Here is a 13,545-nt window from a genome sequence, read left to right as displayed (position 1 = left end):
TAACGGATCATCGCCGGGCACGCCCCGCACGCCCCCGCCCGACCCTGGACCGGGCGGGCGAGAACCACCCCCATATCGGGCATACCGGGAGATCAGGCCGCCGCGGTGGGCCCGAACGCACGGCCCGCACGCCCGGACCCACCCCATACCCCCACTCCCCCACGCCTGTCACGACACCCCTCCCGGCAAATAGGAGGACGAGGGGCCCAAGGGGGGAAGTAACACCGAAGAAGGGGGGACTTCGTGTGTCCGGACACCCCCGCCAACCACGCCCGGCCGCCTCCGGAATTCTCCGCGCCCCCGACGCCCTTCCGCCCGAAGAAGGTTTCCGAGTTCCGGCCGCCGAAGAGACGGACGGGTTCTCCGGCGGCGCCCCGATAAACGATGTAGATGCCATCAAGACTTTCTTCACGTATACGGCTCGCAGGCACGTTCGCGGGGGAGTGATGAAGTTCCGGGCCGCACGCGACACCCGTCCACACATGGCCGAGTGGCCAGAAATGCCCCACGGCACTCAACTGGGCCACCGCACAGTCGAGTTGACGCACCCTTCCGTCACTGCATCCCCACACCGTCATCACCAGGCCCCCACACACTCCTCACCGGCCCCGGACCCCGGTGACCGCGGAACCGGATCAACTTCGCCGGGCCCGACGTTCGTTGCACATGGCGTGGACCCGTGTTCGATATCCGGGTACGAGGTGTGGCGGCACCACCGTCACGCCCGCCCGAGGCGACACCGGCGGCGAAAATGAGCGTCGCACAGCCATGCGATATCCCGGCGTGGTGTGGTCAGGTGCAAGAGTGCGCGAGGTACACATGGAGCATGGCCCGAATCTCCGGCCGCTTCCCGTGGCTAACCTCGGAGCGCAGGTTCACCGGTCGGCACCCGGACGATGACGGTCGGCGTGGCGGCTCGCCGACGGCATCGGCGGGGCGCCTGCGCGCGTTGGCGAGTATCCGCAGCGTCGCCGGTCAGATGTTCCTCCTCCAGGTCCTGATCGTGCTGCTGCTCATCGTGGCGTCGGTGACCGCATTGCTGCTCCAGTCCCGCAGCGACAGATTCCAGGGGGCCCGGGACCGTTCGGTCGCCGCGGCCGAGGCCTTCGCCCACAGCCCGGGTCTGGTGGCCGCGCTGCGCAGCCCCGACCCGAGCGCGGTGCTCCAGCCGCTGACCGAGGCGGCGCGCAAACGGGCCGGCGTCGACTTCATCGTCGTCATGAACCGTGCCGGGATCCGCTATACGCATCCCAAGCCGCAGGAGATCGGCAAGCACTTCATCGGCACCATCGGGCCCTCGCTCGCCGGCCACGTCACCATCGAGAGCGTCGTCGGCCCGCTCGGTCACGAAGTGCAGGCGGTCGTCCCCGTGACGGACGCCCGGGGCACGGTGGTGGGCCTGGTGTCGGCCGGGATGCGGGTCAGCCGGGTGAGCAGCGCGGTGGACCGGCAACTGCCGGTCGTACTCGGCGCCGGGGCCGCCGCCCTCGCGCTGACGACGGCCGGTACGGCGTTGGTGACCCGCCGGCTACGGCGCCAGACCCACGGGCTCGGTCCCGTGGAGATGACCCGGATGTACGAGCACCACGACGCGGTGCTGCACGCGGTGCGTGAGGGCGTGCTGATCGTCGACGCGGACGGGCGCGTCCTGCTGGCGAACGACGAGGCGCGCCGGCTCCTGGACATGCCCCCCGAAGCGGAGGGGCACCGCGTCACCGCCCTCGGGCTCGCCCCCCGGGCCGCCGAACTGCTGGTCTCCGGGACCGTGGTCACCGATGAGGTGCTCGAGGTCAAGGACCGGCTGCTGGCGGTGAACATCCGGCTCACGGACCCCCGCGGCGGACCGGCCGGCACGGTGGCCACGCTGCGGGACTCCACCGATCTGCTGGCCCTCGCGGGGAAGGCGGAGGCCGCCCAGAGCCGGCTGCGGCTGCTGTACGAGGCGACCGTCGCCATCGGGACCACTCTCGATGTGCAGCAGACCGCCGAGGAACTGACCCAGGTCGCGGTGAACTGGTTCGCCGACTACGCCACGGTCGATCTCGCCGAGCCCGTACTGGCCGGCGAGGAGCCGCCGGCCGGGGCGTACAGCGAGGCGCCGGAGCTGCGCCGGGTGGCGCTGTCCGGCCTGCCCGAGGATCACCCCCTGTACCGGGTGGGCGAGCTCCACCGGTACGCCGTGCCCAATCCGATGGCCACCGGGTTCGTCACCGGACGGTCCGTGCTGGTCCCCGATCTGCGGGAAGCCGAACAGTGGCGCGCGCAGGAGCCGGAGCGCTTCCGACTGGCCCTCCAGCACGGAGTCCGGTCCCTGATCACCGTGCCGCTCCGGGCGCGCGGTGTGCTCATGGGGGTCGCCAACTTCTGGCGCTCGCGCGAGAACACGCCTTTCGAGGAAGGTGACCTCTCCCTGGCCGACGAGATGGCGGCCCGGGCGGCCGTGTCCATCGACAACGCGCGCCGCTTCACCCGCGAGCACGCCATGGCCGTCACCCTGCAGCAGAGCCTGCTCCCCCGCGGCCTGCCCGAACAGGACGCCCTCGACCTCGCCCACCGCTATCTGCCCGCGCAGACCGGGGTGGGCGGCGACTGGTTCGATGTCATCCCGCTGCCGGGGGCCCGGGTCGCGCTGGTCGTCGGTGATGTGGTCGGTCATGGGCTCCATGCCGCCGCCACGATGGGCCGGCTGCGTACCGCGGTGCAGAATTTCTCCAGCCTCGACCTGCCGCCCGACGAGTTGCTGAGCCACCTGGACGAGTTGGTCCACCGCATCGACCATGAGGGGATCGCGGCGGAGGACGAGGCCACGGTCGCGGGCGCCACCTGTCTGTACGCGATCTACGATCCGGCGTCCGGCCGCTGCACGATGGCCCGCGCCGGCCACCTCCCGCCGGCGCTCGTCCACCCCGACGGCACCGTGGAGTTCCCCGATCTCCCGGCGGGGCCGCCGCTCGGCGTCGGGAGTCTGCCCTTCGAGGCCCTGGATCTGCACCTGCCCGAGGGCAGCAGCCTCGTCCTCTACACCGACGGCCTGGTCGAGGGCCGCAACCACGACATCGACACCGGCATGCAGAACCTCGCCACGACCCTGGCACAGCGCGGCCGGACCCCCGACGAGATCTGCGAAACCGTGCTCAGCGGCCTGCCCCCGGCCCGGCAGCGCGATGACATCGCCCTGCTCGCGGCGCGCACCCATCTGATGGACCCCGACCGCATCGCGGAGTGGGAGGTCCCTTCCGACCCCGCGGCGGTGGCCGAGGCCCGCGCGAACATCACACAGCAGCTGGCGCGGTGGGACCTGGAGGAGATGGCCTTCGCCACCGAACTCATTCTCAGCGAACTCATCACCAACGCCATCGTCTACGCCACCGGTCCGATCCGGGTGCGCCTGGTCCGCGACCGCACCCTGATCTGCGAGGTCTCCGACACCAGCAGCACCTCCCCACACCTGCGCTACGCCGCCGAGGAGGACGAGGGAGGCCGCGGCCTCTTCCTCGTTGCCCAACTGGCAGAGCGCTGGGGCACCCGGTACATCCCGGAGGGCAAAATCATCTGGGCGGAACAGGCGCTGCACGAGCTTGTCTAGCCGCCGAAGCGGCGGGCGCCGCCTGGTCCTGGTGGTCGTGTGCACGCACGTACGCGGCGTCGCCCGCCCTGCTCCTGTCACCCGGTCTTGCCGCCTTTGACGTCCACCGGCCGGTCGTCGTTGAGCTCGCTGAAGAGCTTGCGTGCCTGTGCCTTGTCCCAGAGCACGGCACTGCCCTTGGGGGTGTGGAAGCCAAGGTTCGCCACCGGGACGTTGATCTGCTTGCCGTGCCCGCCCGTGACGCCCTGGACCGCGCGGAACATCGTCGCGAGATCCAGCAGGCTGGTGTCCCGGTCGACAATGAGCGTGTCCAGCCCGGCGTTCAGCGCGCCGTAGAGCGAGATCGGGTTGAGCACGGTGCCCGGCTTCGCCGCCCGGTGCGCGAGGGCGGCGAGGAACTTCCGCTGGTTCTTGCTGCGTCCCAGGTCGCCCTGGGCCTCCTGGTGGCGCTGGCGGACGAAGGCGAGCGCCGCCCTGCCGTCGAGGGTGTGGCAGCCCTTGGTGAAGTTGGCCCCGGACTTCTTGTCCCGCAGGTTGCGGTCCAGGCAGATCGGGACGCCGCCGACCGCGTTGACGAGGTTCACGAAACCCGCGAAGCCGACTTCCACGTAGTGGTGGATCGTCACGCCGGTGTTGCGCTCGATGGTGCGGACGAGCATCTTGGGGCCCCCGAGGGCGAACGCCGCGTTCAGCTTGTTCTTGACCGGGCCGTAGTGCTTGCCGGTCATGGGGCTGGTGTGGCCCGGCACGGTCAGCCAGGAGTCACGTGGCAGGCTCACCATGCTGGTGCCGCCCGCGCCGGTGTGCAGCAGGATCATCGAGTCGGTGCGCCGGCCGCCGGCCGATCCGGTGTGCAGATCCCGTTTCTCCTGGTCGGTGAGGCCTTCGCGGCTGTCGGAGCCCACGATGAGGTAGTTGGTGCCCTTGCCGGCCCGCTGCCCCTGCCCGGGCGTGCCGAGGTCGACCTCGCTGTTGAGCTTGCTGTCGGCCCAGGCGAGGGTGCCGGCGGGGACGCCCAGGAGCACGACGAGCACCCCGATGACGAGACGCCGTACCGGCCGCCGGCGCCGGGATCGGTGCGAGCGCCGCCCGCCGCCGGGAGCGCCGCCGCCCCCTCCCGGCTCCGCACGGCCCGCGCCGCGCTCCGCACCGCTGTCGTCGTGCAATAACGGGGGTGGGCCCGGGGGGTCGTCGTACCCGTCCGGGAGGGTGGCGGCGGGGTGCGGGTGCCGGGGCGGGTCCTCGCGCCACAGCGGTTGCCGCACGTCCACCACCTCCCCGGCCACGATGCGGCGGCGGGCCCGGGATCCGCGCGGCTCCCACACGTCGTCCCTCTCGTCCGGCCCGTCCCCCGCTCCGTACGACGGGGACCCGTCCGGACCGAACGGGCCCGCGCCGGGTATGTCGCTGCCGGCCCAAGGGCCTGGCGAGTTGCTCATGTGTGCACTCTCCTCGGTCACTTCGACGACAGACCGCTCGGCTGGGGGATGGGCTCCTTGAGCAGGTGCTGATTTGCGGTGCCGGAGCGCTGCATGCGGTGCCACTTCAGCCGGGTGCCGAGCAGGGCGGTGACCACGGACTGGATGACGACGAGATACAGCAGCTGCCGGTAGAAGAACAGTTGGAGCGGCAGGGCCCACAGCTCCCGGAGCTTCTCGTTGTCCAGCCGCAGCGCGTACGCGGCGGTGATCAGCTGGATGACGAGGAAGCCGAGCCAGACCCCGACCGCCTGCGCGGTGTCGCCGAAGCACAGGCCGTACAGGGCGAAGACGTCGACGACCGGCGCGAAGAGCGGCAGCACGATCTGGAACAGGGCGAGATAGGCGAGCCCCCGGCGGCCGAACCGTCCGGCCGGGCCGACCTCCACCACGGCGTGGCGGTGCTTCCACATCGACTGCAGCGTGCCGTAGCACCAGCGGTAGCGCTGCCGCCACAACTGGCTCAGGCTGCTGGGTACTTCGGTCCAGGCGATGGCCGTCTCCTCGTAGACCACGCGCCGTCCCACCCGCCACAGGGCCATGGTGAGATCGGTGTCCTCGGCGAGGGTGTCGTCACTGACACCGCCGATGGCCAGCAGCGCGTCCCGGCGGAAGGCACCGATGGCGCCGGGAACCGTGGGCATGCACTCCAGCACCTCGAACATGCGCCGGTCCAGGTTGAACCCGAGGACGTACTCCAGATGCTGCCATCTGCCCAGCAGCCGCCGCCTGTTGCCCACCTTGGTGTTTCCGCTGACCGCGCCGACCGTCGGATCGGCGAGCGGCTGGATGAGGCGGTACAGGGCCTCCGGCTCGAAAACCGTGTCCGCATCGATCATCACGATGATCTCGCAACGCGCGTAGCGCAGGCCCGTGCTGAGCGCCCCGGGCTTGCCGGAGTTGGGCTGTTCCACCACGGTCACCCGCGGATCGGTGATGCCGCGGGCGATCTCCACGGTCCGGTCCGTCGACCCGTCGTCGATGACGATGATCTGCAGGTCGCGGTGGGTGGAGGCGAGCAGGGAGCGCACCGTGGCCTCGATGCCCGCCTCTTCGTTGAACGCGGGAACCAGCACCGTCACCGGATCGGTCACCTCGCGCAGCCAGGGCGCGCCGGACCGGTGTCTGCGCCGGCGCCGCACATGCACCCGGGCGAGGAAGGCGAGCAGCACCAGCCGGAGCATGCCCAGTGCGCCCGCGATGCCCAGCGCCCAGGTCATCGAGCGCGCGAAGGTGTGCCCGACGGACTGGGTCCACATCATGGCCTCGCCCTGCGCCCGCTCGGCCAGGGAGGCGGTGGAGGTGAGCGAGGGCCGTCCGAGTCCGCCCGTGACGGTGGTGAACTGGCCGACGTCGGGGTCGTCGAGCAGCTTCTTCGCCTCCTGGTATCCCAGCGCGGTATGGCTGTACTGCCGCACCACCCCCAGCGGGGGCTTGCGCGACCGGGCGGTGGCGGCCACCACGACATATCCCTGGTCGGAGGCGCGCCGTGCGGCGGACCACTCGGCGCCGCACAGCGTGTCGGCGGTGGTGGTGTGCGGCAGGCGCAGCAGCCGGGTGTTGACGTCTGCGGCCCCCGCCAGGACGGTCTGGGTGAGGGAGAGTTCCAGCTGCGCGCGGACGTGCGAGGCACTGCCCAGGTCGCCGCCGGTATAGGTGTACGAGCCGATCTCATGGCCCTCGTCGCGGATCCGCCGCACCAGTTCCGGATGGCGGGCCGCTTGGTCGCCGTAGAGGAAGAAGGTCGCCCGCGCGCGGCGGGCACGCAGCAGGTCGAGCAGGCGCGGCGTCCACACCGGGTCGGGCCCGCCGTCGAAGGTGAGCGCGGCGGTGCGGAACGGCATCTGCGCGGTCTCGGCTCCGCGGCCGGTGACCCGCAGTACCGGGTCGCCGTTGTCCGCGGCCTTCGGGATGGGGCTCGTACAGGCTCGCCTGTTCCGGGCTCCGTCGACCTCATGGGTCGTCCAGCCCTCGAACAGCAGTGAAGCGGCGACGATGGGGAGGATCAGCAGCAGCAGTAACCAGTGCCAGCGTGGGGGGCGGCGCAACGCATGCCGCCCCTGCCCTGACAACGCCACAATGAGCCCTTTCTGTCGAGCGGACATGCCACGTGAGAGGCGTGCGTCCGCGCGGGCGCCATGGCGCCCGCGCGGACGGACACGCCTCGGGTCAGTGCCGGGGAGGCTTCACCCGCGGGGGGAAGCGCACCGGTCCGGCAGGGGTCACGGGGCAGGAGTGGTGCGGGAAGGGGCCCTGGAGGTGTGGTGACCGGCGGGCACAGCCCGTCCGGAGGTGTCGGACGTCGCCGCCGGCCCGGCACCGCCCGGAGCACTGGGCACCGGGCGCGCGGTGTGGTCCGGGAGCGGGTCGGCCTTTCCCGGCGCCGGCTTCGCGGCCGGCTGCAGGAGGCCGCCGAACACCACGGCGAGGAGGACGAGATATCCGGTGCACATGCACCCTACGGTCAACGCTGCATGCCCCAGGAAGCGTCTGCGCCGACCTGAGTTGTCGACAAATACGGGACGATTCCCTTGCTTACCGGGGCGACTGCTGTGGGGGGTAGCGGTTCGCATGGAGCGTGAGTGTAACCAGTTATCAGCGAATGAGAATAGGCAAGGTCAGCCAGCGTCTTCCATCCTCCGATGACGGCGGCAAAGACCACCGGGCCAGCCAGGACTCCAGCTCCCCCTTATGATCTCACTCGTCAACATACCTATTCACGCGTGCCGACGGTTCACAGCGGGCCCGATCGGCGCCCTCGCGGTGCCCGACACACCCCGTCCGGGACGATTCATACTGTGAAGTAACTCACGCCGGGCAGCGAAGCGGAAAGTAATTGAACTGCTTACCGTGCACCATGTTCGTTTTGCTCCCCGCTGACCGGGAACGAACCTCTTGCGCCGTCCGGCACCGCACCGCCGCCCGGCCTCCCGCGCGGCCGCCGCGCCACCGTACCCGCCACCACCGGGGTGCTCCGCGCGACCTCCGGCACGCCCCACAGCAGGCGATATGACGTCGCCGCACCGCACCACCGGGGAGGCGGACCCCGCGCGCGACCGGGAGCCGAAGTCGCTCAATTCCACCCAATGGTGAAATACCCTGAGATGCCCCGGCCCGACGTCTGCCGATAACCCAGGTCAGCCGCACACCAACCCAAAGAGAAATACCGCGCGAGAAGCCCGCCCTATCTCACGCAATTCTCCACCCAAAAGAATTTCCGCATCCCTTTACGGTTGAGAAGCGGCCGAATGAAAACTCGGCATCCCCTTGCCCTGGATGACGACTGCCGATCATGGCTGGAATGTGTGTGCCGCACGCTCCACCGGTTTCTCCCGGATGCCGCACTATCGGCACCTGTGATCAACAGAGTTCGCGCCGTTTCCTCGGCGACCCGGTATCGACGGAGTGTTACGGGAGAATTTCCTGAACTTGGCGCCGGGCTCGCCGGCCGGAGGCTCCCGCAGGGCGCCGCACGCTCGCACGCGGGGGCCGATCACCCGCCTCACCTGCCCGCACCGATCAGCGGAGCGGGCGAGGGCGGGGCGCGGGCGCCCGGCCGCCGGCCGTCCGCGGCGTCGACCGCCGTTTACCTGCCGTATCCCCCATGTTTCGTACGAGGTCATGGCAGGGACGGAAGAATGGGCGCCTAAGCAGCCCGGATGCGGCCCGTTCGCCCGCCTTTCCCGCCTTCCGGCAGCCGCGCACAGCCATCCGGCAGAAGTCACCGGAAGTCGCCGGCAACAGTACGGACCGGACTTCGAACGGCCTCCCGGCGGCTTCCGCAGAACCAGGACACTCCCACCATCCGGCCCGTCGAAACCATCAATCCCCGCTCAGCACAATGCCGTTGGCGGGGGAACTGGGGACGGAGTTCTCGGGAGTGCGCCCGCCTGGTGCCGGGCATCGGAGGATGATCACAGGAGAACCGCGAATTCCCTGTCACTCAGTGCCTCTTGGCCGCCGCGTCCCGCTCGGCGAACTTCTTCAGCGTCAGCAGCTGTTTGCGCATCATGACCAGGTCCCCCCAGGCAAGAAGCCGCCGCTGCAGCCGGCGGCTCAGCGGACGCCGCGATTCGCTGGCGACCTTCACCAGGAGCCGGCAGCCGTCGCCGCGCGGAAGGACGACATAGCTGACGGCCATCTGGCCGTGCCGCCGCGCCGGCTCCGCGGGCAGCACCCCGGTGATGTGCTGGTCCGTGGCGAAGTCCACGAGGTCGAAGACCATAAACCGCTGTCCGGCCTCCAGGGGGGCCAGCCCCGGGGTGAGCCGGTCGGGGCTCTTGCGGCCGTGGAAGTCGATCCAGTCGTAGCTGTACGGCGCGACCGTCAGCTGGCGGACCCAGCGGAAGACCGTGGCGCAGGGCGCTGCCACGTCAACGGCCCGGATCCAGCCTTCACAGGGGACCGCCAAAAGCTCGTCGCACGGATAGTGCGCCTCCTGCTCGGCGGCGGTCGCGCCCCAGACTCTCCCGGTGAAATCCATGTCAGGACAATACGCCATGTGAGGGAGAGAGGGCGGATTGCGGGCAGAATACCGCGGAAGGCACATCTGGAGCGGCCCGCTCCGCTTCTGCCCAGGGGCCGGACGAGGCGGGCTTCGTGATGCTCGGGCCGCAGGTTGACCAAGCACCGGGCAAAAATTGGGCAAGAGCGCGACAAAGGCTGGGCAAGGCCCGGCATGACGGCTGTTCTGCCGTGCTGCACGCCACGGGGGTCATGCACCCTGAAGCCATCGGCGGCACCGTTCGACGGATGCGGGGCCTCGGCCGTCGTGTCGAGGGAGGGCCGACTTGTGGCGGCCGCGAGCTCAACGGGGGTGATGGCACGGCGAATTCAAACGGTTCGATGATCACTCGGGGCAGTAGGCTGACCGAATCCGTTCGGTCCATCGACCCGTTCCGGTCATCCCGGGCGAGCTCGCGTCGGACGGTCTTCCGCCCCGCCCGGAAGAAAATGACACACATGGATGTCGTTCGTCGCGGAACAGGTCGGCCGGCCCATGGGTTGAGGGGGGAGGGGACGGTGCGCCGCTCGGAGCAGGACGCCGGCGGCGGGCGGCGCAGGGACACCGTACGCCGTCGACTCACCGAGAGGACAGGGAAGTTGAGCGTGCCGCGCCCGGTCTTCGCCGTACCGCAGTGCCGGCAGGTGCGCACCGGACCCGGGCAGCCGCCGGGCGATCGCGCCGGCGAGCCCGTCGCTTTGCTCTCGGGTGAGCAGGGAGAACCGACGCCCCAAGGGGGCCGGGGTCCGACCGCCTCTGCCCGCCGACCAACAACATGTGCTCGCGTGAGACAAGTTCTCTGGAAGAACGGGGGATGCGGTGCTGGAGGAAACGCACTTAGAACGGTGGGGCACCCGGAGGTACGGGAGCGTCACGGGGCAGGACCCGGAGGCCGGGCGGGGCGCGCCCGGGGAGCCGTCCTCCCACCCCGCGGTGCGGGTGATGCTGGTGGCGGAGCAGTCGGTGACCCGGGCCGGGCTCCGTACGATTCTGGCCTCGGCACCGGAGTTGCGCGTCACCAGCAGCTTCGGCGACCCGGAGCAGGCCGCGGACGCCTTCCGCGAGGAACAGCCGGATGTCATCCTCGTCGGCACGCGTGAGGGTCTCGCCTCGGACGCGGCCGCCGCACAGAAGCTGCTGTCGGTCCATGCCGCACCGGGTGCGAAGGTGATTCTGCTGCACCCCGCCGCCACGAGCGTGGAGGTCTCCCAGGTGCTGACGGGCGGGGTGCACGGCTGTATCGATCCCGCGATGGACGAGGACCAGATCATCCGGGCCGTGACCACGGTCGCGCTGGGCGGCGCGGTGTTCCTGCCGGCGCCCACGGTCCAGCCGGTGGAGGTGACGCTGGCGATCGACGGGCCCTCCCCCGCCGAGGCCCGGCTGACGGAGCGCGAACGCGCCGTACTGGGCAAGCTCGCCCGCGGTCTGAGCAACTCGGAGATCGCCTCCGAACTGTTCCTGGCCGAGGCCACGGTGAAGAAGCATCTGACCCAGGCCATGCGGAAAATCGGCCAGCCCGACCGGCTGCGGGCCGGTCTGTACGCCTACCAACATGGCATCTTCGGATAGTTGGGCGTGGTATCCGGCGGGCGACCATTGGAGTATCCCGGGGTGACCAACGACGAAGCGCAAGCCTCCGAAGGTGTGTTCTGCCGGATGCCGGCCAGCAGTTAATTTGGCTGCACTCTTTCGTTCGGCTTGCGCTCCCTTCCCGATGGGGTGGCGGGCCGTGTCTCGCACTACCCAGCGGGGGTTTCGTTGAGTGACTTAAGCGTCAGCCATGTGGAATTCTTTGTCGGGGACGCCCGGCAAGCCGCCTTTTACTACCGCACTGCATTCGGATTCGAGGCGATCGCCGAGGGCGGTCCGGAAACCGGCCTCGCGGACCGCAGATCGATTCTGCTCGCCCAGGGGGACATCCGTCTCCTCATGACCTCGGACCTGACCTCCGACGGGACGGTCGCGCGGTACGTGGCCCGCCACGGGGACGGGGTGGCGAACATCGCGCTGCGGACCGCGGACGCCGAGGGCGCGTTCCGGCGTGCGGTCGGGCAGGGTGCCGAGCCGTTGGCCGCCCCGTCCGTCGTCGAGCAGCCGGACGGCACGGTCACCACCGCCACGGTCGCGGCGTTCGGCGATCTCGTCCACTCCTTTGTGCAGTACGAGCACGAAGGGCAGTTGCCCGGTCCCCAGCTGCGTACGCTGAAGACCGCCGGGGATTCCGAGGGCGGCGAACAGCTGCATACTCTCGACCATTTCGCGGTCTGTCTCCCGGCCGGTGAACTGGCCCGCACCATTTCCTTCTACCAGCACGCGCTGGGATTCGACGAGGCCTTCGAGGAGTTCATCGAGGTCGGCGACCAGGCAATGGAATCCAAGGTGGTGCGCAGCGCATCCGGTGCGATCACCTTCACGTTTCTCGAACCCGATGTGCGGCGCAAGCCCGGCCAGATCGACGCATTTCTCGAAGCCCACGGCGGAGCCGGCGTCCAGCATCTGGCTTTCGGCACCTCGGACATTGCCACGGCGGTGAAGAAGCTCTCGGCCCACGGCGTCGAGTTCCTGCACACCCCTGCCCCGTACTACGAGGCGGTGGAAGGCCGGGTGGGTTCCCTCGGTGGCGATCTGGACGTACTGCGCGAGCTGTCCGTGCTCGCCGACCGGGACGAATGGGGCCTGCTGTACCAGATCTTCACCCGCTCCCCGCACGCCCGGGGGACGTTCTTCCTCGAACTCATCGAGCGGCGCGGGGCACAGACCTTCGGCAGCGGCAACATCAAAGGGCTGTACGAGGCGGTCGAGCGGGCCCAGGCCGGCGCCGGTGCTCGGTGACCGGCGGCACGCCCGTCCGGCCGCTGACGGTCGGCGAGTACGCTCCGCTCGCCCAGGCGCAACTGCCCGCGGCGACCTGGCACTACGTCGAAGGCGGCGCCGGCACGGAGAGCACCGTTGCGGCCAACCGCGCCGCCTTCGGCCGGCTCCGGATCCGGCCCCGGGTGATGGTCGATGTCGCCCGGTGCGAGCTGTCGGCCACGGTCCTGGGCGACCCGGTCGGGGTACCGCTCGGCGTGGCCCCCATGGCGTACCACGAACTCGCCTGCAAGGAGGGCGAGGTGGCGACGGTGCGGGCCGCCGGCAGCCTGTCGGCGCCCACCGTGGTCAGTATCTTCGCCAGCCGGACCTTCGAGGACATCGCCGCGGAGGCCGCCGGCCCTCTGTGGCTGCAGCTCTACTGGCTGCACCGGCGTGACGTCCTGCAGAAGGTGGTGCGACGTGCGGAGTCCGCCGGGTTCCGCGCCCTGGTGCTCACCGTGGACACCCCGCGGCTCGGCAGGCGGCTGCGCGAGGCGCGCCACGGCTTCCACCTGCCGCCGCACATCGCGGCGCGCAATCTGGACGGTGAGGTCACCGGCTTCCTGCACGACCGGCGCGACGGCAGCTCGGCCCTGTCCCGGCATGCCGACGCCTTCATCGACCCGTCGCTGAACTGGACGGACCTCGACTGGCTGCGGTCGCAGACCCGGCTGCCCCTCGTCCTCAAGGGCGTGCTCACCGCCGAGGACGCGGCGCACGCCGCCGAACTCGGAGTCGACGGGCTGGTGGTGTCCAACCACGGCGGGCGCCAACTCGACGGCGTCACGGCCACGTTGGACGCGCTGCCGGAAGTGGTGCGGGCGGTCGGCGGGCGCTGTCCGGTGTTCCTCGACGGCGGCGTCCGGCACGGCACCGACGTGCTCAAGGCGCTGGCCCTGGGGGCGCAGGCGGTCTTCGTCGGCCGACCGGTGCTGTGGGGCCTGGCCGCCGACGGAGAAGCGGGCGCCCGCCAGGTGCTCAGCACGCTGCGGGACGAACTGGAGGACGCCATGGCGCTGTCCGGCTGTCCGTCCCTCAAGGACCTCGACCCGACGCTGCTGGCCCGCGGGCCGGCCACGGCAGCGCAGTACGGATTCCACGGCCCGGCGGAAGGATGAACG

Annotated in this window: 7 protein-coding genes; 4 read left to right on the top strand and 3 right to left on the bottom strand. The window is 70.4% G+C overall.

The features are described from left to right. Positions 1 to 826 precede the first annotated feature (826 nt). Positions 827 to 3,586, top strand: coding sequence for a SpoIIE family protein phosphatase (locus OIU81_RS33685; protein ID WP_443074086.1), 2,760 nt, complete (start codon positions 827 to 829; stop codon positions 3,584 to 3,586). Between the two features lie 77 nt (positions 3,587 to 3,663). Here OIU81_RS33685 and OIU81_RS33680 read toward each other — a convergent pair whose 3' ends face one another. From OIU81_RS33680 to OIU81_RS33670, 3 genes are all read right to left on the bottom strand, one after another. Continuing rightward, positions 3,664 to 5,025 (bottom strand): LCP family protein, encoded by a 1,362-nt coding sequence (locus OIU81_RS33680; protein ID WP_329153934.1) that lies wholly within the window; start codon positions 5,023 to 5,025, stop codon positions 3,664 to 3,666. 17 nt (positions 5,026 to 5,042) lie between these two features. Further along, positions 5,043 to 7,169, bottom strand: a complete 2,127-nt coding sequence (locus tag OIU81_RS33675; protein ID WP_329153932.1) for a bifunctional polysaccharide deacetylase/glycosyltransferase family 2 protein — start codon at positions 7,167 to 7,169, stop codon at positions 5,043 to 5,045. 1,838 nt (positions 7,170 to 9,007) lie between these two features. Further along, positions 9,008 to 9,547: a hypothetical protein gene (locus OIU81_RS33670; protein ID WP_329153930.1), complete on the bottom strand. Its 540-nt coding sequence runs from the start codon at positions 9,545 to 9,547 to the stop codon at positions 9,008 to 9,010. 963 nt (positions 9,548 to 10,510) lie between these two features. Here OIU81_RS33670 and OIU81_RS33665 point away from each other — a divergent pair. From OIU81_RS33665 to OIU81_RS33655, 3 genes are all read left to right on the top strand, one after another. Further along, positions 10,511 to 11,140 (top strand): response regulator transcription factor, encoded by a 630-nt coding sequence (locus OIU81_RS33665; RefSeq protein WP_329331514.1) that lies wholly within the window; start codon positions 10,511 to 10,513, stop codon positions 11,138 to 11,140. A 213-nt stretch (positions 11,141 to 11,353) separates the two neighbouring features. Further along, positions 11,354 to 12,403 carry a 4-hydroxyphenylpyruvate dioxygenase gene (gene hppD / locus OIU81_RS33660; RefSeq protein ID WP_329153926.1) on the top strand — a complete coding sequence of 350 codons (1,050 nt, stop codon included), beginning with the start codon at positions 11,354 to 11,356 and terminating at the stop codon, positions 12,401 to 12,403. Next, entirely contained in the window at positions 12,400 to 13,542 is a 1,143-nt protein-coding gene (locus OIU81_RS33655; RefSeq protein WP_329153924.1) for an alpha-hydroxy acid oxidase, read from the top strand. Before hppD ends, OIU81_RS33655 begins: the two co-directional genes overlap by 4 nt. Positions 13,543 to 13,545 lie beyond the last annotated feature (3 nt).

Source organism: Streptomyces sp. NBC_01454 (assembly GCF_036227565.1).
In the GTDB taxonomy this organism is placed as follows: Bacteria; Actinomycetota; Actinomycetes; order Streptomycetales; family Streptomycetaceae; genus Streptomyces.
The sequence above is the reverse complement of the archived record's forward strand: the minus strand, read 5'-3'. Positions and strand labels throughout refer to the sequence as shown.